Raw genomic sequence first — 18,735 nt, forward strand, 5'->3', positions numbered from 1 at the left:
GCCTTGGCCGATCCGCCGGTCAGCGCCTCCCGCGGCCCGGTCGGCGTGGTGGAGGCCTTGTGGGACGGCTACCTGGTGGCCGGCTGGGCGGCGGACCCGCGGGACCGCGCCGCCCGCCCGCTGATCCGCCTGATGCGCGGCATGGAGGTGCTGGCGGAGGGCGAGGCGAGCCAGCCGCGGGAGGATGGCCAGCCCGGCTTCCTCCTGGCCGCCCCGGTGCTGCTGACGCCGCAGGATTTCCTGACCGGCCGGGTCCGGGTGCGCGCCCTGCTGCCCGGCCGCAACGCCCCCACGACCCTGCCGATGGGCGCCCCGATGCAGGCGGCACTGGAAGCCATGGCGGCCGATCCGCAGGGCGCGGCCGAGGCCCAGATCCAGGTCGGCGCCCTGCCACCCGAGGCGGCGCCGCCGGTTGCGGCCCTCCCAATTGCGGCTTCGGTGATCGTGCCCCCGGAGTTCATGACCCGAAGCTGGCCGGCCGAGCCTCCGGCGTCGGAGCCTGCGCGAAATCCTGGGCCGGGCCGCGCCGCGCCGGTGGAGGCGCCCTGGTCCAGGCCCGCCTCCCGCCCCCTGGTGATGCCCTTCACGCTGCGCGCGGATGTGGCGCCGCATTGGGAAGCGGCCTCGTCGGCTGCACCGCCCGCACCGGAGGTGCAGCCGCGACCCGCGCCGGAGGTGCAGCCGCGACCCGCGCCGGAGGTGCAAAAGCCGGCCGCGCCGGAGGTGCGGAAGCCACCCGCACCGGAGGTGCAGAAGCCACCCGCACCGGAGGTGCAGAAGCCACCCGCGCCCGAAATGCCGCCACCATTGGGCGCCATGCTGGAGATCGCCCGCCACGCCGCCACCGCCGGCGTGCCCGTGCTGCACCTCCTGGTCCCGCGCCGCGCCTCCATGCCGGGCGGCCATCCGATGCCGGGCCTGGCGGCGCTGGAAGCGGCCGCCGGGCGTGCGCCGCTGCTGGCCCAGGACTGGCTGCCGCTGCGCCACGCCTTCGCCCGGGCCACCAACCCGGCCGCGCTGTGGCGCCAGGATGGCCTGCGGCTGTCGGTGGAGGGGAGCCTCGCCGTGCTGGGGACGTTGCTGGCCGTGCTCCGCCTGCGCCGGCCCGAGGCCGCAACCGTGCTGGACCGCGCCCACCGGCTGGTCTCCCGCGCCGATGTCTCCGCGCTGCCGCGACGCGAGATCGTGGGCGAGGCAGGCAGCCCCTCCTTCCTCGGCGTCGCCTCGCCGGAAACCGAGCCGGCGCTGCCGGCCGACCTGTTCGCGGACCAGCCGGAGCCGCGCGCGGTGGGCGAGGCCCTGCCTGGGTTGCAGGCTTGGCGGCAACCTGGCGCGCCGCTGCCCTGGCGCGTGGTGGTGATGGCGGAACCCGGCCTCGGCGGGAGCACGGGCCCGGCGCAACTCGGCTGGTGGCTCCGCGTCCTGGCGGCGGAGACGGTGCTGAGCGAGGCGCTGCACCTGGCCGCGCCCGCCGCCGTCGTCGCCGCGCAACCGGACCTGCTGCTGACGCTGGCCGCCGAACCCGAGGCCTGAGGCCCGGCTTCAGAAGGGCAGCACGGTGGTGGCGCGGTCGGTCATGCGGCGCGCCATTTCCGGCGGCTGGGCCGGGCGCACGCCCTCGATCAGCGCCTCCGGCCCGACCCCGGCATTGGGGAGGTACAGCGCGCAGACCTCGGTGCGCACGCCGGCCCGGACGAGGCCGGCCAGCATCTGCGCCGGCGTCGCGCCCATCGGCCGCATCGGGGTTGCGGCCGGGCCCGGCGGGTCGCGGCGCGCGAGGTCGGCGGCGGGACCGCAGAGCATCACCTCCACCGTGGCGCCCTGCGCCCGCATCGCGTTGAGCAGCACGAAGGCCATGCCCTGCACCTGCGGCTCCGCGGTGGTGACCAGGGCCAGCACGCGCGGCGCTTCCTGCGCGGCGGCGGTCGCGGGGCCGGCGAGGGCGGCCGCGGCGAGGAAAGCGAGGCGGAGGGCTAAGCGGGTCATGCGGGGCATCCCTTGTCGTGGCGGCGGGACGCCGCCGCAGGGAGACCTTCGTACCCAGCCCGGAGATGGCCCGCCTTGACAAAAATCAATACAGCGGATGATGATTCAGGTGAGAGAAGGAGCCGCCTTGCGCCTCACCCAGTATTCCAACTTCGCCCTGCGCACGCTGCAATTGCTGGCGTTGCGGGCGCCGGAAATCGTCACGGTGGACGAGGTCGCCCGCGCGCACCGCATCTCCAAGGCGCATCTGGTCAAGGTGGCGGGCGAGCTGGCCCGGCGCGGCTACATCGAGACCCTCCGCGGCCGGCGCGGCGGCATGCGCCTGGCGCGGCCGGCGGAGCAGATCACGGTCGGCGAGATCATCCGCTGGACCGAGGCGCCGCTGGAGCTGGTCGAGTGCTTCAACGCCGCGACCAACACCTGCCCGCTGCTCGGCGTCTGCCACCTCTCGCGCGGCCTGCAACGCGCGCTGCGGGCGTTCCTCTCGGTTCTTGACGACCTGACCATCGCCGACATCGCGCTGAACCGCGCCGCGCTGCTGGACCGGCTGACGCGGCAGGATCAGCCCTTCATGGCCGGTTCGCAGTAGATTCGGTACAGCGTCTCCAGGATCGCCGCCGCCTCGGGGCTGGACAGGCGGTAGTAAATCGTCTGGCCGTCCCGCCGCGTCTCGACCATCCGCAGGTCGCGCATCCGCGCCAGGTGCTGCGACAGCGCCGCCGGCGCCAGGCCGACCAGCTCCGCCAGCTGGTTCACGGATTTCTCGCCCTCAAGCAGGTGGCACAGCGCCATCAGCCGCTTCGCGTTGGCCAGCGCGGCGAGCATCCGTGCGGCCTCCTCCGCCTTGGCTTCCAGCGCGACCAAAGCATCATCAGGGGTATCAGTTTTCATGTTGACATCTTAGCATCTGCGCAGATATGAATCCAGTGCCAACCCACCGGAGGATCAGCTCATGGTCAATATAGGTTCCGTCGACCGCGCCGCACGCTTCGTGCTCGGCGTCGTGCTCCTCGCGGCGCCCTTCCTGCTGACGGAGATGTTCGCCCCGCTCGGCGCCTGGCGCTTCCTGGTGGCGGCCGTGGGCCTGGTGCTGCTCGGCACCGCGATCTTCCGGGTCTGCCCGGCCTACATGCTGTTCGGCATCCGCACCTGCGCCACCGGGCGGGCCTGACATGACGGCCACCGAATTCACCCCGGTGGCCTCGCTTCTCGGCGGCGCGCTGATCGGCGCCTCCGCCGTGATGCTGATGGCCACCACGGGCCGCATCGCCGGCATCAGCGGCATCGCCGTGCGCCTGCTGCCGCCCTATGCGGACAACGCCTTCGCCGGGCGGCTCGCCTTCATCCTGGGTCTCGTGCTGGCGCCGCTTCTCGTGCTGCTCCTCACCGGCACGGCGCCGGTGCCGAGTATCGAAGCCGGGACGGGCCTGCTGGTCCTGGCGGGGCTGCTGGTGGGCTTCGGCGCGGTCTGGGGGAATGGCTGCACCTCCGGCCACGGGGTCTGCGGCCTGTCGCGGCTGTCCGTCCGGTCACTGGTGGCGACGCTGGTCTTCATGGCCGCCGCCATGGCCACCGTCTTCCTCACCCGTCACCTGCTGTGAGGCCCATGATGTCCGTCCTGGTGCAGTTCGCCATCGGCCTGGTCTTCGGCCTCGGCCTGGTCGTCTCCGGCATGTCGAACCCGGCGAAGGTGCTGAACTTCCTCGACCTCGCCGCGATCCCGGGCGGCGGCTGGGACCCGAGCCTGGCCTTCGTCATGGCCGGCGCCATCGCGGTGACCTTCATCGGCTACAGGCTGGTGCTGCGCCAGCCGCGACCCATCCTCGGCGGCACGTTCCACCTGCCGACCGCGACGGAGATCGACAGCCGCATCCTCGCCGGCCCGGCGATCTTCGGCGTCGGCTGGGGCCTCGCCGGCTTCTGCCCGGGGCCGGCCTTCACCGCGCTGACGGTGGGCGGCAACGCGGCCGTGCTGTTCGTCATCGCCATGCTGCTGGGCATGGGCGGCGCCCGGTGGCTCGCCAGCCGCCCCGATTTCCTGCAACCGGCCACCCCGCGCGCCTGACGCCAGCCAAGCCGAAAGGAGGAAAGCCATGGACGCCATCCCGCACCGCATCGACCTCGCCGTGAAGCCCGAGGTCACCGCCTTCTTCGACGCGCCCACCAACACCATCAGCTACGTCGTGAAGGACCCGGAATCCTCCGCCTGCGCCGTGGTGGATTCGGTGATGGACATCGACTATGCGGCCGGCCGCATCACGCATGGCTCGGCCGATGCGATCATCGCCCACATCAAGGCGCACGGGTTGCGCCTCGAATGGCTGATCGAGACGCATGTGCATGCGGACCATCTCTCCGCCGCGCCCTACATCCAGCAGAAGCTGGGCGGCCGGATCGGCATCGGCGAGCGGATCACCGTGGTGCAGGATGTGTTCGGCAAGGTGTTCAACGAGGGCACCGAGTTCCGTCGCGACGGCAGCCAGTTCGACCGGCTGTTCAAGGATGGCGAGAGCTACGAGATCGGCGGCATGACCGCCTTCGCGCTGCACACGCCGGGCCATACGCCCGCCTGCATGACGCATGTGATCGGCGATGCCGCCTTCGTCGGCGATACCCTGTTCATGCCGGATGGCGGCTCGGCCCGCGCGGACTTTCCGGGCGGCGACGCGCGCACGCTGTTCCGCTCCATCCGGCGCGTGCTGCAACTGCCACCCGAGACGCGGCTGTTCATGTGCCACGACTACGGCCCGAACGGCCGCGACATCCAGTGGGAAACCACCGTCGCCGAGGAACGCGCGCACAACATCCACGCCAAGGATGGCGTGACGGAGGATGCGTTCGTCGCGATGCGGGAGGCCCGCGACCGGACGCTCGGCATGCCGCGTCTGATCATCCCCTCGCTGCAGGTGAACATGCGCGCCGGCGCGCTGCCGCCGCCGAATGACAGCGGCAAGGTCTTCCTCAAGGTGCCGGTCAACGCCCTCTGACATCCGCCGCTGCGGCGGCCACCAGAAATCGGGAGAACCGCCATGCAGCCGAAGCGCATCGATGCGAGCCTGTCGGTGGCCGGGCAGGTCACGGCCGAGACCGTCCCAGGTCTCGCCGCAGCCGGCTTCAGGTCCATCCTGTGCAACCGCCCGGATGGCGAGGGCGCCGACCAGCCGGGCTTCGCCGAGATCGAGGCCGCGGCGAAGGCGGCAGGGTTGCAGGCGGCCTACCAGCCGGTGATTTCCGGCCAGGTGAAGGATGGCGACGCGGCGGCCTTCGGCACGATCCTGGCCAGCCTGCCGAAGCCGGTGCTCGCCTATTGCCGCACCGGCACACGGTCCGCCACGCTATGGTCGCTGTCGCAGGCCGCGCAGGGGCGCCCGCTGCCCGACATCCTCGGCGCCACCCGTGCGGCCGGCTACGACATGGGCGCGGTGGCGCGGCGGATCGCCAATGGCGGTCGCACGCCGACCGATGTGGCGGATGCGACGCATACGGTGGTGATTATCGGCGGTGGCGCCGCCGGCGTCTCGCTCGCCGCCAGCCTGAAGTCGCGCCAGCCGGACCTCGACATCGCGATCATCGATCCGGCGGAGATCCACTACTACCAGCCGGGCTGGACCATGGTCGGCGGCGGCATCTTCGACGCCGCGACCACGGCCCGGACCATGGCCTCCCTCATCCCGCCCGGCGTGCGCTGGATCAAGGCGGCGGTGGCGGCCTTCGAGCCGGAGAAGCGCGCCGTCATCCTCGATGGCTGCCGCGTGGTGAAATACACCGCGCTGGTCGTGGCGCCCGGCCTGAAGCTGAACTGGGCGGGGGTCGAGGGCCTGACGGAGACGCTCGGCCGCAACGGCGTGACCTCCAACTACCGCTACGACCTGGCGCCCTACACCTGGGAGTGCGTGCAGGGGCTGAAGGCGGGGCGCGCGGTGTTCACGCAGCCACCGATGCCGATCAAATGCGCCGGCGCGCCGCAGAAGGCGCTGTACCTTTCGGCCGACCATTGGCTGCGCAGCGGGCGGCTGAAGGACGTCTCCATCGATTTCTACAATGCCGGCGCGGTGCTGTTCGGCGTCGCGGCCTACGTGCCGGCGCTGATGCGCTACATCGAGCGCTACGGCGCGGAACTGCACTTCCAGCACACGCTGGCCCGCGTCGATGGGCCGGCGCGGCGCGCCTGGTTCACCCGCACGGATGCGGCGGGCGTCAGCACCCTGGTGGAGGCGGAATTCGACATGCTGCATGCCGTGCCGCCGCAGATGGCGCCGGATTTCATCCGCGTCTCGCCGCTGGCCGATGCGGCGGGGTGGGTCGATGTCGACCAGGCGACGCTGCGCCACCGGACGCTGCCGGGCATCTACGGCCTGGGCGATGCCTGCAACGCGCCCAACGCCAAGACTGCCGCTGCCGCCCGCAAGCAGGCGCCCGTCGTCGCGCACAACCTATTGAAGGATCTGGCGGCAACGGCGGAGGCCGATGCGATCCATGACGGCTACGGCTCCTGCCCCCTCACCGTGGAGCGCGGCAAGATCGTGCTCGCCGAGTTCGGCTATGGCGGCAAGCTGCTGCCGAGTTTCCCTTCCTGGCTGATCGACGGCACGCAGCCCAGTCATCTGGCCTGGCTGCTGAAGGAACGCATGCTGCCGCCGATCTACTGGCGGGCGATGCTGCGGGGTCGCGAATGGATGGCCAGGCCACGGATGGCCGCCTGAGATGACCCGCCGCCTGCAACGCCTGCTGCCGATCCTGGACTGGGCGCCGCGCTACACCCGTGGCGAGGCGGCCAGCGACCTGTTCGCCGCCGTGATCGTGACGATCATGCTGGTGCCGCAAAGCCTGGCCTACGCCATGCTCGCCGGCCTGCCGCCGGTCGTCGGGCTGTACGCCTCGATCCTGCCCCTGGTGGCCTACGCCATCTTCGGCACCAGCCGCACGCTGGCGGTGGGGCCGGTGGCGGTGGTGTCGCTGATGACGGCGGCCGCCATCGCGCCGATCGCGGCCCAGGGCACGGCCGCCTACCTGACGGCGGCGGTGACGCTGGCCTTCCTGTCCGGCCTGATCCTGATCGGCATGGCGGTGCTGCGGCTGGGGTTCCTGGCGAATTTCCTCAGCCATCCGGTGATCTCGGGCTTCATCACCGCCTCCGGCCTCCTGATCGCGGCAAGCCAGCTCAAGCACATCCTGGGCATCGCGGTGGAGGGCGATACGCTGGCGCACATCGCGCAGGGCGTGTTCGGCGAGATCGGCGCGACCAACCCGTTCACGGCGCTGATCGGCGTCACGTCGGTCGGCTTCCTGTTCTGGGTGCGCCGGCGGCTGAAGCCCAGCCTGATCCGGCTCGGCCTCAGGCCGCGCCTGGCGGACCTGCTGGCCAAGGCCGGGCCGCTCGCGGCCATCGTGCTGTCGATCCTGGCCGTGGTCGGGCTCGGGCTCGACGACCGGGGCGTGAAGATCGTGGGCGAAATCCCGGCCGGCCTGCCGCCCTTCGCGCTGCCCGGCTTCGATGCCGCGCTATGGCTGCAACTGCTGCCGGCGGCGGCGCTGATCAGCCTGGTGGGCTTCGTCGAATCCGTCTCCGTCGCGCAGACCCTGGCCGCCAGGCGGCGCCAGCGCATCGAGGCGAACCAGGAACTGGTGGGCCTCGGCACCGCCAACATCGCGGCGGCGGTCTCCGGCGGCTATCCGGTGACGGGCGGCTTCGCGCGGTCCGTGGTGAATTTCGATGCCGGCGCGGCGACGCCGCTGGCCGGCGCCATCACCGCCATCGGCCTCCTGGCCGCCACGCTGTTCCTGACGCCGCTGTTCCGCTTCCTGCCGCAGGCGGTGCTGGCGGCGACCATCATCGTCGCGGTGCTGTCGCTGGTGGACCTGCGCGCCATCCAGCGGACCTGGGCCTATTCGAAGGCGGATTTCGCGGCGATGGCCGCGACGATCCTGCTGGTGCTGTTCGTCGGCGTGGAGGAAGGCATCCTGGCCGGCGTGGGGCTGTCGCTGCTGCTGTTCCTGTGGCGCACCAGCACCCCGCACATGGCGATCGTGGGCCAGGTGCCGGGCACCGAGCATTTCCGCAACGTTGACCGGCACAAGGTCCTCACCGATCCCGCCATCCTGTCGCTGCGGGTGGATGAGAGCCTGTACTTCGCCAATGCCCGCTACCTGGAGGACCGCATCTACGCCGAGGTCACCGCGCGCCCGGAGCTGCGGCACGTCATCCTGATGTGCCCGGCCGTCAACCTGATCGACGCCAGCGCGCTGGAAAGCCTGGAGGCGATCGCGGACCGGCTGCAGGCCGCCGGCGTCGGTTTCCACCTGTCGGAGGTGAAGGGGCCGGTGATGGATGCGCTGCAGCGCTCCGACTTCTTCGCCCATTTCAGGGGCCAGGTGTTCCTCTCGCAATTCGAGGCAGTGCGCAGCCTGGCGACGGAGGAGGTGGTCGTGCCGCGCCACACGCAGATGGAAGACCGGGAAACGGCCCTCCCGACCGGCTGACCGCGGAAGATCAGCCGCCCCAGGCCGGGTGCACCAGCGGGCTCGCCGCCCCCAGCCGGCGGCGTGCCGCCGCATATTCCGCCCTCAGCCGCTCCACCAGCGCCGCGGCCGGCTGCACGGACCGCACCGCGCCGATGCCCTGGCCGGAGCCCCAGATGTCCTTCCACTTCTTCACGCGGTTGCCGCCGAAATCCATCTTCGCGGCTTCCTGCGCCGCCAGGTTCGCTGTGTCGATCCCGGCGCGGACCAGGGAGGGCTTCAGGTAGTTGCCGTGCACGCCGGTGATGAGGTCGGTGTAGACGATGTCCTCCGCCGCGTGGTCCACCACCATCTGCTTGTGGTCGGCCTCCGCCCGCGCTTCCGCGGTGGCGATGAAGGCGCTGCCGAGATAGGCGAAGTCCGCGCCCAGCGCTTCCGCCGCCAGGATCGCGCTGCCATGCGCGATGGCGCCCGACAGCGCGATGGGCCCGTCGAACCAGGCGCGCGTTTCCCCGACAAGCGCGAAGGGGGACAGGCTGCCGGCATGGCCGCCCGCGCCGGCCGCCACCAGCACCAGCCCGTCCGCGCCCTTCTCCACCGCCTTGTGGGCGAAGCGCTGGTTGATGACGTCGTGCAGCACATGGCCGCCATAGCCATGCACCGTGTCATTCACCTCCGGCCGCGCCCCGAGCGAGGTGATGACCAGCGGCACGCGATGCCGTTCCACCACGCCCAGATCGTGCTCCAGCCGTTCGTTGGACCGGTGCACGATCAGGTTGATGGCGTAGGGCGCGGCGGGGCGGCCGGGATGCGCCGCGTCATGCGCCGCCAGCCTTTCCTCGATCTCGCACAGCCATTCGTCGAGCTGGCTTGCCGGACGCGCATTGAGCGAGGGCATCGAGCCCACGATGCCGGCGCAGCATTGCGCCACCACTAGGTCGGGCACGGAAATGATGAACAGCGGCGCGGCGATGGCCGGCAGCGAAAGCCGGCCGTGCAGGGTTTCGCGCAGGGTCATCCCGCTGCCGCCTCGATCTCCGCCCGCGTCAGCAGGTCCGCGTATTTCTGCCCCATGTCGAACAGGTTCGCCTCATGCGGCCCGAGCGCGCGGTCGCCGACGCAATCCGTCGCGACGATGGTGCGCAGGTTGTGCTGCATCGAATCCACCACCGTCGCGCGCACGCAGCCGGATGTCGTGCAGCCTGTCACCACCAGCGTGTCCGCGCCCTGGTAGCGCAGCCAGCTTGCGAGGTTCGTGTCGAAGAAGGCGGAGGCGCCCTGCTTGCGGATGATGTGCTCGCCGGGCCGCGGCGCCAGCGCCGGTACGATCTGCGACAGCGGGGAGCTTTCCGTCAGCTTCAGCAGCGACGGCGCCTTCAGCGTGAAGACGCCGGCATCCGACCCATCCTCGGCATAGACCACGCGGGTATGCGCCACGGGCCAGCGATGCGCGCGGGCAAAGGCCAGCAGGTGCACCGTCTGTTCGATGGCCGGGGCGATGTTGCCGCCGCCGAAATGCGCCGGGTCGGCGAAGCCCACCACGAAGTCCACCATCACCAGCGCCGGCCGCTGCCCCATGCCGGCGCGCTGGCCCATGCCCTGGCGGTGATAGATGTCGGCCTCGGGGTGCCCGCTCATATCCGGCGCATGACGTGCTGGCGCACGTCATCCTCAGACGCCAGCCGCAGGTTGAAACGTCGGGCGCCAGGACTCATGCCACCGCCTCCAGGTCACGCAGCGATTGGATCATCGAGCTTCGCAGCAGGTAGGCGTGGTGCCGTGCCGGGTCGGCGACGGTGGCGCGCAATTCGTCATGGTAGGCGGCGCGTGCCGCCGGGTCGCGCTGGTTCAGGATCTGCCGGTTGCGCAGCGCCTGCTGCTGCACGACGTCGAGCGCCACCTTGCGGCGCTGCCGCCCGTAGCGGCCCATCGTCGCAAGCCCGGCGCCCTTCCACACCGCGGTCAGCTTCTCCGCCAGGTTGAAGGCATCGTGGATGCCGCCATTCATGCCCATGCCGCCGAGCGGGTTGTTGATGTGCGCCGCATCGCCGGCCAGGAACACGCGCCCCTGCGCGTATTCGTCCACCACCCGCTCATGCACCCGGTAGGCGGTGCGGTGGCCGAGGGTGAAGCCGGCGGGGTTCGCCACCACCGCCTGCAACCGCGCCTCGATCCGCGCCGGGTCCATCATGCTGTCCTCGGACTGGGATGCATCGGTCGGGAACAGCACGCGCCACAGGCTGCGGGTGCGCAGCAGCACGTACCATTCCTCGGGGTCCGAGATGTAGGAGATGTCGGCGAGGTCAGGGATCGCCTCGTGGAACGGGAATGGCGTCGACAGCGTCAGGAAGATTTCCGGAATCGTCTGCCCGCGGAACTCCACGCCGAGCGCGCGCCGCACCGCGCTGCGCGCGCCATCGGCACCGATCAGGTAGCTGCCCTGGAGCGCCTCGCGCGATCCGTCCGGACGCTCGATGGTCAGCGTCACGCCATCGGCGTCCTGCGCCACGTCGGCCGCCCTGGCGTCGTAGAAGAAGGTGACATCCGGGTTGGCCGCCATCCGGTCGCGCAGCATCCGCGTCAGGCGCCACTGCTCGCATTGCAGGCGATAGGGATGGTCCGTGTCGCCGGACAGGCGGCCCATGTCGAAGGTCGCGATGGGGCCGGTCTGGCGGTCGCGGAACTGCCAGTGCGGGCAGACCAGCCCCTGCTCCACCAGCGCCTCCACCACGCCGAAGCGGCGCAGCATGTCGAGCGTCGGCGGGTGGAAGGTGGAGGCGCGGAGGTCGGAGGGGAGTTCCTCGGCCTGTTCCACGATGGTCACCGGGATGCCTTCCCCCGCCAGGTAGGCGGCGGCGACCATGCCGACCGGGCCGGCGCCGGCGATGAGAACGGGGAGGGGTTTCGGCATCGGGCGTCCCTGGCTGCAGCGGCCGGAGCATGGCGCGCCGGGCCGCATCGCGAAAGGCCCCGGCTTGTTCCGGCCCTGGCCCACCGCATCTATGCCCCATGAACCTCCCCTTAAGCTTCCCCTTCCTGGCCAAGCCGCCCCGCATCGCCGTGCTGCGTCTGTCCGGCGTCATCGCCGCCCGCCCCGCCGGCGCCTTCGCCGCCGCCGGCATCAGCGCCCAGGCCACCGGCCCGCTGATCGACCGCGCCTTCGGCATCAAGCGCCTGGCCGCGGTTGCGCTGGTGGTGAACTCCCCCGGCGGGTCCGCCGTGCAGTCCAGCCTGGTGGCGCAGCGCATCCGGCGGCTGGCGGACAAGAAGAAGATCCCGATCACCGCCTATGTCGAGGATGCCGCGGCCTCCGGCGGCTACTGGCTGGCCTGCGCGGCGGATGAGATCGTGGCCGACCCCGCCAGCATCCTCGGCTCCATCGGCGTCATCAGCGCCAGCTTCGGGCTGGAGGAGGCGATCGGCCGGCTCGGCGTGCAGCGCCGGATGCACACGGCGGGGGAGGACAAGAGCTTCCTCGACCCCTTCCGCCCGGAACGGCCGGATGATGTGGCGCGGCTGGAGACGCTGCTCGCCGACCTGCATGGGACGTTCCAGGACTGGGTCCGCCTGCGCCGCGGCGCAAAGCTGCGGGCGCCGGAGGCGGAGTTGTTCAACGGCCGCTTCTGGACCGGCAGGCGCGCCGTGGAACTCGGCCTGGCGGACCGGCTGGGCGAGGCCTCGGCCGACCTCCGCGCCCGCTTCGGCGACAAGGCGCAGATGATCGGCATCGGCGCCCGCCGCCCGCCCTGGCCGCTTCGGCTGCTCTCGGGCGCATCCCTGGCGGAGGGTGCGATGGCGGTCGTGGAGGAACGGGCGGCCTGGGCGCGGCTGGGGCTGTAGCGACCGGACTGCTGGGGCGCGCATCACGCGATGCGGTCGCGCGCGACCTGGCAACCTGCAATCCAGCCCCTTGTAGCGGGATTTTTGTTACCGATCTACACTTCGCCGTAACAAGATCAGCGGGTGCCATGAACACCAATCTGACAGGGGAGCATTCTTCGTATTCTAGAGCCGGACGCCACGGCTACCGGCCGGATCTTGCAAACGCTGATTTCCAGGAGCCGGACCAGCTACCCTTCGTGCCGCCCCTGCCGGCCAGGAGGGGTGGGCATTGGGCGGACCGGGCGGGAGATGCCGAAGCGGACGCCGGTCGCTTCAGGGCCTATTTCAACACCTCCGTCGACTGCCTGTTCCATGTCAACGTGACGCGGGCGGGCAACTTCGTCTACGAGATGATCAATCCGGTCGGCCTGGCGCATGCCGGGACAACGCTGGAACGCGTTCGTGGCCGGACGCCGGTGCAGGTACTGGGCGCCGAGATCGGGGGTGTCATCACCGAGGGGCTTCGACAGGTCCGGGATACCTGCCGGCCATATGCCTACGAGCCGACCTTCCAGTTCGGCTCGGACACGATCGTCTACGAGGCGTTGTACATGCCGCTGCTCGACTCGGGCGGGGCCGTGGTCGGCATCCTGGGCCGCGCGACGGACATCACCCAGCGTCGCCGCCTCGAAGGCTCGCTGCGCCAGGCGCAGAAGATGGAGGCGCTGGGTCAGCTGGCGGGGGGCGTGGCGCATGACTTCAACAATATCCTTGCCGCCATGAGCAGCTGCCTCGCGCTGCTCGGCCGGCGCGCCCTGGCGACGGAGGATCTGGCGCTTCTGGTCGAGGCGCAGCGGACGCTCGAGCGTGGTGCTGCCCTGACCTCCCGTTTGCTGGGCTTCAGCCGCCAGCAGCCGCTGGAACGGTCGCCGGTGGATTTCAACCGGTCCCTGGCCGAGATGGCGATGCTGCTGGGCCGTACGCTGGGCCGCAACGTGCGCATCGCAGCCCATTGCGCCCCGGAGCTGTGGCCGGCGCTGGCAGACCGCAACCAGGTCGAGTTGGCCATCATGAACCTGGCGATCAATGCGCGCGACGCGATGCCGGAGGGCGGCGAGCTGACCCTGACGACGCGCAACGCAACGATCGCGTCCCGCCAGGACAGCGGGCTCGAAGTCGGCGATTACGTCGCCATCGCGATGCGGAACACCGGCACCGGTATGTCGGCCGAGGTCCTGGCGCGGGCGCTCGAGCCCTTCTTCACCACCAAGCCGCCCAGCCAGGGTACCGGCCTTGGCCTGAGCATGGTTCAGGGCGTGGTGCGCCAGCTTGGCGGCGGGCTGGATATCGTCAGCCAACCCGGCGAAGGGACCTGCGTCACCCTCTATCTGCCGCGGGCGCCGCAGGAGGCGACCGTCGGCGGTTGACGACCGCTCGCTCACCAGCCTGCCGCCCCTGTCATGTCCCCGACCAGCCGCGCTTCTGGTCCGTCGCGCGGCCTGCTACGGCATGGACGATGATCTCGGGCATCGCTGCTTCCTCACTCGATCCGTCCGGCGGCCTGGTGCTGCTGCCCGGCTATATGCTCGACTCCGATCTGTGGCGGGAGGTGGAGCCGGCGCTCGCGCGCCTCGGCCCGGTGCGGCATGGCGACCTGTTCCAGGACGACACGATCGAGGCCATGGCGCGGCGCGTGCTGGAGGCCGCGCCGCAGCACTTCGTCCTGGTCGGCTTCTCCATGGGTGGCTACGTGGCGCGGGAGGTGGCGCGAATGGCGCCCGCGCGGGTCGCGTCCCTGGTGCTGGTCGCCACCTCCGCCCGCGCCGACAGCGATGCGCAGCGGGCGCGGCGGGAGGCCATTGCCCGGCGGCCGGCCGAGACCGCCTTCCGTGGCCTGAGCCGCACCGCCCTCGCGGCGTCGCTGCACCCGGACCGGGCCGGCGATGCGGTGCTGCTGGAGCGGCTGCGCGCCATGGGCGACCGGCTCGGCGGCACGGTCTTCGCCCGGCAATCGCGGCTGCGGCGGGATGCGCCCGATGCTCGCCTCGGCGACATCGCCTGCCCCACCCTGGTCATCGCCGCCGACCACGACCGCCTGCGCAGCCTGGCGGAGGCCGAGGAACTGCGCGACGGCATCCCCGGCGCGGTGCTGCGCGTGGTGGCGGGCAGCGGCCACATGATCCCGATCGAGGCGCCGGAGGCCCTGGCGCGGCTGATCCTGGACTTCGTCGGTCAGCCGGAGACCTGACGGATCCAGTCCGGCAGGTTGTAGTGCGTCGCGACGCGGGCGATCAGCCCGCCTCGGATCGTGAAGAAGGCGCCGGCCGGCAGGCGGTAGCCCTGGCCGCGCGCCTCCGGCAGGCCCGGGTCGGTGCGCAGGTAGCGGCCGGTGACGACGAATTCCGCCGCGGCGCGCTGGCCGGTGGCGTCCACCATCACCACCAGATCCTCGATCCGCTCGGCATAGGCGGCGTCCATCTGCGCCAGGAAGGCGATGAAGGCGGCCTTGCCCTGGCGCCGCGCGCCCTGGTTCACGTCATGCACCACGTCATCGGCGACCATCGCCAGCATCGTGGCGCGGTCGCCGGTGTCGAAGGCGGCGTAGTAGGCGCGGATCAGGGCTTCGGCTTCGGTCATGGCAGGCGGTCCCCGGGTTGCCGGGCGACCCGGCCGGGCGGTATTGAACCGCGGCAACCTCCCCCGGCAAGACCCGCATGTCCGACAAGCCGCCCGCCTTCCAGGAGATCATCCTGCGGCTCCATCGCTTCTGGGGTGCGCAGGGCTGCCTGATCCTGCAGCCCTACGACATGGAAGTCGGCGCCGGCACCTTCCACCCGGCGACGACTTTGCGCGCGCTGGGGCCGAAGCCCTGGTCGGCCGCCTATGTGCAGCCGAGCCGCCGCCCCTCCGATGGCCGCTACGGCGAGAATCCGAACCGGCTGCAGCACTACTACCAGTACCAGGTCATCATGAAGCCGAGCCCGCGCGACGCGCAGGACCTGCTGATCGCCAGCTACCGCGAGCTCGGCCTCGACCCCATGAAGCACGATTTCCGCTTCGTCGAGGATGACTGGGAAAGCCCGACCCTCGGCGCCTGGGGCCTGGGGTGGGAGGTCTGGTGCGACGGCATGGAGGTGGGCCAGTTCACCTATTTCCAGCAGGTCGGCGGCATCGCCTGCGAGGTGCCGTCCTTCGAGATGACCTACGGCCTGGAACGCCTGGCGATGTTCATCCAGGACGTCGACGACGTTTTCGACATTGACTTCAACGGGCGTGGCGTGACCTACGGCGAAGTCTTCCGCCGCGCCGAGGTCGAGTACAGCCACCACAATTTCACCGGCGCCGACACCGCGATGCTGTTCCGCCACTTCGCGGATGCGGAGGCCGAGTGCCAGTCCCTGCTGGCCTACGACCCGCCCCTGGCGCTGCCGGCCTATGACCAGTGCATCAAGGCCAGCCACCGCTTCAACCTGCTCGACGCCCGCGGCGCCATCAGCGTGACGGAACGCGCCGCCTATATCGGCCGCGTCCGTGCCCTGGCGAAGGGCTGTTGCGAGGCCTGGGTGGCGGGCGAGGCCGCGTGACTTTTGCCCGGGTTTCTACCATGATGCGCCCTCTTTCTACCAGGAGGGCGCCATGGGCCAGTTGAACATCAAGGACGAGGCACTGATCGCCGACGCCAAGGCGCTGGCGGAACTGCTCGGCACGAGCACCACCGCGGCACTGCGCGAAGCGGTGCAGGCGCGGCTGGCCGCCGAGCGCGCGGCGCGGGATGACAAGGTGCGGCGGAAGTACGAGGCGCTGATGGCGATCGGCCGCCGCGTGCGCGAAAGCCTGCCGCCCGGCGCCAGTTTCAGCAGCGACCACTCGGACCTCTATGACGAGAACGGCCTGCCAAAATGATTCTCGACACCTCGGCGCTGATGTCGATCGTCCTGGGGGAGGCGGACGCTCCTGCTTTCGTGGCAGCGCTGCAGACCGGCGCGCCGGTGGCCATGTCCGCGGCCTCCTGGCTGGAAGCGGCCATCGTTGCCGAGAACCGCGCCGGCCTGACGCCGCAGGGTCTCGATGAGGCGCTGGGCTGGATTGCGCCCGAGGTCGTGCCCGTCACGCTGGACCAGGTGCGGCTGGCGCGGGAGGCGCATCGCCGTTTCGGCCGCGGCCGCCACAAGGCTGCGCTGAACTTCGGCGACTGCTTCGCCTACGCCCTGGCGCGGGAGCGGAACGCGCCGCTGCTGTTCAAGGGCGATGATTTCTCACAGACCGACGTGAAGGCCGCCCTCTGATGCCCGAGTTCCTGCTGGAACTGTTTTGCGAGGAAATCCCGGCGCGGATGCAGGCGGGCGGTGCCGAGGCGCTCGCCCGGTCCTTCGCCGCCGCCGCCGCGCCGCTGCTGGACGGCGCGCCGCGCCCCTTCTTCGGCCCGCGCCGCATCGGCCTGTCCGCGACGCTCCGCGCCGAGGTCACGACCGAGGCGAAGGAGGAACGCGGCCCGCGCACCGCCGCCCCGCCGGCGGCGCTCGATGGCTTCCTGCGCAAGCACGGCGCCACGCGCGAACAGCTGGAGGAACAGGGCGGCTTCTGGGTGCTGCGCAAACCCGGCGAGACGGTGGCCGCCGCAAGCCTGCTGTCCGCGGTGCTGCCGGATCTCGTGCAGAAATTCGGCTGGCCGAAATCCATGCGCTGGAGCGGCCCCTTCACCTGGGTCCGCCCCTTGCACCGCATCCTGTGCCTCCTCGACGGCGCCGTGGTGCCCTTCGCCATCGCGGAGCTGCCGGGCATGCAGAGCGGCAACCTCACCGAGGGCCACCGCATCATGGCCGCCGGCGACCGCGTCTTCGCCGTGAAGGGCGTCGGCGACTACGAGGCCGGCCTCCGCGCCCGCTTCGTGGAGCCGGATGCCGGCGCGCGCATGACCCTGATCGAGGACGGGCTGGCGCGGCTGGCCGCGGCGCAGGGCGTGGCCGTGGTGCCGGATCGCGGGCTGCTGGAGGAGGTGGCCGGGCTGGTCGAATGGCCGGTACCGCTGCTCGGCCGGATCGACCCTGGCTTCATGGACCTGCCGCCCGAGCTGATGCGCACCACCATGCGCGTGAACCAGCGCTATTTTTCGTTCACGACGCCCGATGGCAGCGCCGCACCCTTCTTCGGCATCGTCGCCAACATCGTCCCGAGCGATGGCGGCACGGCGCTGGTGGCCGGCAACGAACGGGTTCTGCGGGCGCGGCTTTCCGATGCGCGCTTCTTCTGGGACCAGGACCGCAGGCAGAGGCTGGAGGCGTTCCTGCCGAAGCTGGACGACGTGGTGTTCCACGCCAAGCTCGGCACCCAGGGGCAGCGCGTCGCGCGGATCGAAAAGCTGGCGCGCTGGCTGGCGCCGCAGGTCGGCGCCGACCCCGGGATGGCCGCGCGCGCGGCGAGGCTGGCCAAGGCCGACCTCGCCTCCGGCCTGGTCGGCGAGTTCCCGGAATTGCAGGGCACCATCGGCCGCTACTACGCGCTGGCCCAGGGCGAGGCGCCCGAAGTGGCGGAGGCGATCGGCACCCAGTACCGGCCGCTCGGCCCGGGCGATGCGGTGCCGGCAGAACCGGTCGCCATCGCCGTGGCGCTGGCGGACAAGCTGGACACGCTGGCCGGCTTCTTCGCCGTGGATGAACGCCCGACCGGCTCCGGCGACCCCTTCGCGCTGCGCCGCGCCGCGCTCGGCATCCTCCGCATCATCCGGGAGAACCGGTTGCGGCTGCGGCTGGGCGATGCGCTGGCCGAAGCCTTCTTCGGTTTCCCGCAGGCGCTCGGCGCCACCGCCAGCCCGGAATTCGGCATGGCGGTGGCGCAGGAGAAGCTGAAGGACGGCTGGCAGCCGCCGAAGGGTGGCGCCCACCCGCCGATGGTGGCCGCCTTCGCCGCCGGGCTGGTGGACTTCCTGGCCGAGCGCCTGCGCGTCCAGCTTCGCGCCGAGGGGGCCCGCCACGACCTCGTCGCCGCCGCCTTCGGCCAGGGCGGGGAGGACGACCTGCTGCGCCTGCTCGCCCGCGCCGAGGCGCTGAAGGCGCTGGTCGAGGGCACCGACGGCCCGAACCTGCTCGCCGCCGCCAAGCGCGCCGCCAACATCCTGCGGATCGAGGACAAGAAGGACGGCCCCCACGCCGGCCCGGTCGACCCGGCGCTGCTGACGGCGCCGGAGGAGATCGCCCTCGCCGCGGCCCTCGATCAGGCGGAGCCGGCCGTCGCCGCCGCCCTGGCTTCGGAAAATTTCGCGGCCGCCATGTCGGCGCTCGCCGCGCTGCGCGCGCCGCTCGACGCCTTCTTCGACAAGGTGATCGTGAACGCCCCCGAGAAAGCCACGCGCGAAAACCGGCTGCGCTTGCTCGCGCGGCTAAGGGGCGCCATGGATACGGTCGCAGACTTTTCCCGGATCGAAGGCTGAGCCACGGCGCGAACCAGCCCCGTTACAGCCCGACCCCTTGG

Annotated in this window: 21 protein-coding genes; 15 read left to right on the forward strand and 6 right to left on the reverse strand. The window is 71.3% G+C overall.

Annotated features, from left to right (window positions below; genetic code table 11):
• Positions 1–3 precede the first annotated feature (3 nt).
• Complete coding sequence (locus ACFHPP_RS03040; protein ID WP_437161790.1) at positions 4–1,533, forward strand: hypothetical protein; 1,530 nt, start codon at positions 4–6, stop codon at positions 1,531–1,533.
• Between the two features lie 9 nt (positions 1,534–1,542).
• Here ACFHPP_RS03040 and ACFHPP_RS03045 read toward each other — a convergent pair whose 3' ends face one another.
• Positions 1,543–1,986: a DsrE family protein gene (locus ACFHPP_RS03045; protein ID WP_437161791.1), complete on the reverse strand. Its 444-nt coding sequence runs from the start codon at positions 1,984–1,986 to the stop codon at positions 1,543–1,545.
• A gap of 127 nt (positions 1,987–2,113) precedes the next feature.
• Between ACFHPP_RS03045 and ACFHPP_RS03050 the strand changes: the two genes are divergently transcribed.
• Positions 2,114–2,575 carry an RrF2 family transcriptional regulator gene (locus tag ACFHPP_RS03050; protein ID WP_437161792.1) on the forward strand — a complete coding sequence of 154 codons (462 nt, stop codon included), beginning with the start codon at positions 2,114–2,116 and terminating at the stop codon, positions 2,573–2,575.
• Here the strand turns inward: ACFHPP_RS03050 and ACFHPP_RS03055 are convergent.
• Positions 2,548–2,877, reverse strand: a complete 330-nt coding sequence (locus ACFHPP_RS03055; protein ID WP_437161793.1) for an ArsR/SmtB family transcription factor — start codon at positions 2,875–2,877, stop codon at positions 2,548–2,550. The genes ACFHPP_RS03050 and ACFHPP_RS03055 overlap by 28 nt on opposite strands.
• A gap of 61 nt (positions 2,878–2,938) precedes the next feature.
• On the opposite strand from ACFHPP_RS03055, the gene ACFHPP_RS03060 reads away from it, so the two are divergent.
• From ACFHPP_RS03060 to ACFHPP_RS03085, 6 genes are read left to right on the forward strand one after another with little or no spacing between them, the layout of a single operon-like run.
• Positions 2,939–3,157: a YgaP family membrane protein gene (locus ACFHPP_RS03060; protein WP_437161794.1), complete on the forward strand. Its 219-nt coding sequence runs from the start codon at positions 2,939–2,941 to the stop codon at positions 3,155–3,157.
• A gap of 1 nt (position 3,158) precedes the next feature.
• Entirely contained in the window at positions 3,159–3,587 is a 429-nt protein-coding gene (locus ACFHPP_RS03065) for a YeeE/YedE family protein (protein WP_437161795.1), read from the forward strand.
• Positions 3,588–3,592: 5 nt separating this feature from the next.
• On the forward strand, positions 3,593–4,051 hold the full coding sequence (locus tag ACFHPP_RS03070) for a DUF6691 family protein (RefSeq protein ID WP_437161796.1): 459 nt from the start codon (positions 3,593–3,595) through the stop codon (positions 4,049–4,051).
• Between the two features lie 28 nt (positions 4,052–4,079).
• Entirely contained in the window at positions 4,080–4,973 is an 894-nt protein-coding gene (locus ACFHPP_RS03075; RefSeq protein WP_437161797.1) for an MBL fold metallo-hydrolase, read from the forward strand.
• A 42-nt stretch (positions 4,974–5,015) separates the two neighbouring features.
• Positions 5,016–6,689, forward strand: a complete 1,674-nt coding sequence (locus tag ACFHPP_RS03080) for a TIGR01244 family sulfur transferase (protein ID WP_437161798.1) — start codon at positions 5,016–5,018, stop codon at positions 6,687–6,689.
• 1 nt (position 6,690) lies between these two features.
• Positions 6,691–8,466 carry a SulP family inorganic anion transporter gene (locus tag ACFHPP_RS03085; RefSeq protein WP_437161799.1) on the forward strand — a complete coding sequence of 592 codons (1,776 nt, stop codon included), beginning with the start codon at positions 6,691–6,693 and terminating at the stop codon, positions 8,464–8,466.
• 10 nt (positions 8,467–8,476) lie between these two features.
• Here ACFHPP_RS03085 and ACFHPP_RS03090 read toward each other — a convergent pair whose 3' ends face one another.
• The 3 genes from ACFHPP_RS03090 to ACFHPP_RS03100 form a co-directional block, all read right to left on the reverse strand.
• Positions 8,477–9,463, reverse strand: a complete 987-nt coding sequence (locus ACFHPP_RS03090) for an NAD(P)H-dependent flavin oxidoreductase (protein ID WP_437161800.1) — start codon at positions 9,461–9,463, stop codon at positions 8,477–8,479.
• Entirely contained in the window at positions 9,460–10,083 is a 624-nt protein-coding gene (locus ACFHPP_RS03095; protein WP_437161801.1) for an isochorismatase family protein, read from the reverse strand. The genes ACFHPP_RS03090 and ACFHPP_RS03095 overlap by 4 nt, the downstream gene beginning before the upstream one ends.
• Positions 10,084–10,156: 73 nt before the next feature.
• Positions 10,157–11,356: an FAD-dependent oxidoreductase gene (locus tag ACFHPP_RS03100; RefSeq protein WP_437161802.1), complete on the reverse strand. Its 1,200-nt coding sequence runs from the start codon at positions 11,354–11,356 to the stop codon at positions 10,157–10,159.
• A gap of 98 nt (positions 11,357–11,454) precedes the next feature.
• Between ACFHPP_RS03100 and ACFHPP_RS03105 the strand changes: the two genes are divergently transcribed.
• The 3 genes from ACFHPP_RS03105 to ACFHPP_RS03115 all read left to right on the forward strand — a co-directional run bounded on the left by ACFHPP_RS03105 (position 11,455) and on the right by ACFHPP_RS03115 (position 14,515).
• The gene (locus ACFHPP_RS03105) at positions 11,455–12,285 is read left to right on the forward strand and encodes a S49 family peptidase (protein ID WP_437161803.1); all 831 of its coding nucleotides are present in this window, start codon (positions 11,455–11,457) and stop codon (positions 12,283–12,285) included.
• 128 nt (positions 12,286–12,413) lie between these two features.
• Positions 12,414–13,694: a two-component system sensor histidine kinase NtrB gene (locus ACFHPP_RS03110; protein ID WP_437161804.1), complete on the forward strand. Its 1,281-nt coding sequence runs from the start codon at positions 12,414–12,416 to the stop codon at positions 13,692–13,694.
• An 89-nt stretch (positions 13,695–13,783) separates the two neighbouring features.
• A complete protein-coding gene (locus ACFHPP_RS03115; RefSeq protein ID WP_437161805.1) occupies positions 13,784–14,515 on the forward strand; it encodes an alpha/beta fold hydrolase in 732 nt (243 codons plus the stop codon).
• Here ACFHPP_RS03115 and ACFHPP_RS03120 read toward each other — a convergent pair.
• A complete protein-coding gene (locus ACFHPP_RS03120) occupies positions 14,500–14,904 on the reverse strand; it encodes a ketosteroid isomerase-related protein (protein ID WP_437161806.1) in 405 nt (134 codons plus the stop codon). The two genes, ACFHPP_RS03115 and ACFHPP_RS03120, sit on opposite strands and share 16 nt — an antisense overlap.
• Before the next feature lie 77 nt (positions 14,905–14,981).
• Between ACFHPP_RS03120 and ACFHPP_RS03125 the strand changes: the two genes are divergently transcribed.
• The 4 genes from ACFHPP_RS03125 to glyS are packed head-to-tail and all read left to right on the forward strand — an operon-like array spanning position 14,982 to position 18,694.
• A complete protein-coding gene (locus tag ACFHPP_RS03125) occupies positions 14,982–15,851 on the forward strand; it encodes a glycine--tRNA ligase subunit alpha (RefSeq protein ID WP_437161807.1) in 870 nt (289 codons plus the stop codon).
• Between the two features lie 52 nt (positions 15,852–15,903).
• Positions 15,904–16,170 (forward strand): type II toxin-antitoxin system VapB family antitoxin, encoded by a 267-nt coding sequence (locus tag ACFHPP_RS03130; protein WP_437161808.1) that lies wholly within the window; start codon positions 15,904–15,906, stop codon positions 16,168–16,170.
• Positions 16,167–16,553, forward strand: coding sequence for a type II toxin-antitoxin system VapC family toxin (locus ACFHPP_RS03135; protein WP_437161809.1), 387 nt, complete (start codon positions 16,167–16,169; stop codon positions 16,551–16,553). Before ACFHPP_RS03130 ends, ACFHPP_RS03135 begins: the two co-directional genes overlap by 4 nt.
• The gene (gene glyS, locus ACFHPP_RS03140; protein WP_437161810.1) at positions 16,553–18,694 is read left to right on the forward strand and encodes a glycine--tRNA ligase subunit beta; all 2,142 of its coding nucleotides are present in this window, start codon (positions 16,553–16,555) and stop codon (positions 18,692–18,694) included. The genes ACFHPP_RS03135 and glyS overlap by 1 nt, the downstream gene beginning before the upstream one ends.
• Positions 18,695–18,735: the final 41 nt, after the last annotated feature.

This window comes from Falsiroseomonas sp. E2-1-a20 (assembly GCF_051433195.1).
Classification (GTDB): domain Bacteria; phylum Pseudomonadota; class Alphaproteobacteria; order Acetobacterales; family Acetobacteraceae; genus Falsiroseomonas.

Bases quoted from the DNA above. Each gene is read 5' to 3' on its own strand.
- ACFHPP_RS03070 (WP_437161796.1), top strand. From the start codon at position 3,593: ATGATGTCCGTCCTGGTGCAGTTCGCCATCGGCCTGGTCTTCGGCCTC.
- ACFHPP_RS03100 (WP_437161802.1), bottom strand. From the start codon at position 11,356: ATGCCGAAACCCCTCCCCGTTCTCATCGCCGGCGCCGGCCCGGTCGGC.
- ACFHPP_RS03120 (WP_437161806.1), bottom strand. From the start codon at position 14,904: ATGACCGAAGCCGAAGCCCTGATCCGCGCCTACTACGCCGCCTTCGAC.
- ACFHPP_RS03095 (WP_437161801.1), bottom strand. From the start codon at position 10,083: ATGAGCGGGCACCCCGAGGCCGACATCTATCACCGCCAGGGCATGGGC.
- ACFHPP_RS03135 (WP_437161809.1), top strand. From the start codon at position 16,167: ATGATTCTCGACACCTCGGCGCTGATGTCGATCGTCCTGGGGGAGGCG.
- ACFHPP_RS03110 (WP_437161804.1), top strand. From the start codon at position 12,414: ATGAACACCAATCTGACAGGGGAGCATTCTTCGTATTCTAGAGCCGGA.
- ACFHPP_RS03085 (WP_437161799.1), top strand. From the start codon at position 6,691: ATGACCCGCCGCCTGCAACGCCTGCTGCCGATCCTGGACTGGGCGCCG.
- ACFHPP_RS03130 (WP_437161808.1), top strand. From the start codon at position 15,904: ATGGGCCAGTTGAACATCAAGGACGAGGCACTGATCGCCGACGCCAAG.
- ACFHPP_RS03125 (WP_437161807.1), top strand. From the start codon at position 14,982: ATGTCCGACAAGCCGCCCGCCTTCCAGGAGATCATCCTGCGGCTCCAT.
- ACFHPP_RS03090 (WP_437161800.1), bottom strand. From the start codon at position 9,463: ATGACCCTGCGCGAAACCCTGCACGGCCGGCTTTCGCTGCCGGCCATC.
- glyS (WP_437161810.1), top strand. From the start codon at position 16,553: ATGCCCGAGTTCCTGCTGGAACTGTTTTGCGAGGAAATCCCGGCGCGG.
- ACFHPP_RS03065 (WP_437161795.1), top strand. From the start codon at position 3,159: ATGACGGCCACCGAATTCACCCCGGTGGCCTCGCTTCTCGGCGGCGCG.
- ACFHPP_RS03080 (WP_437161798.1), top strand. From the start codon at position 5,016: ATGCAGCCGAAGCGCATCGATGCGAGCCTGTCGGTGGCCGGGCAGGTC.
- ACFHPP_RS03060 (WP_437161794.1), top strand. From the start codon at position 2,939: ATGGTCAATATAGGTTCCGTCGACCGCGCCGCACGCTTCGTGCTCGGC.
- ACFHPP_RS03045 (WP_437161791.1), bottom strand. From the start codon at position 1,986: ATGACCCGCTTAGCCCTCCGCCTCGCTTTCCTCGCCGCGGCCGCCCTC.
- ACFHPP_RS03055 (WP_437161793.1), bottom strand. From the start codon at position 2,877: ATGAAAACTGATACCCCTGATGATGCTTTGGTCGCGCTGGAAGCCAAG.
- ACFHPP_RS03075 (WP_437161797.1), top strand. From the start codon at position 4,080: ATGGACGCCATCCCGCACCGCATCGACCTCGCCGTGAAGCCCGAGGTC.
- ACFHPP_RS03105 (WP_437161803.1), top strand. From the start codon at position 11,455: ATGAACCTCCCCTTAAGCTTCCCCTTCCTGGCCAAGCCGCCCCGCATC.
- ACFHPP_RS03115 (WP_437161805.1), top strand. From the start codon at position 13,784: ATGATCTCGGGCATCGCTGCTTCCTCACTCGATCCGTCCGGCGGCCTG.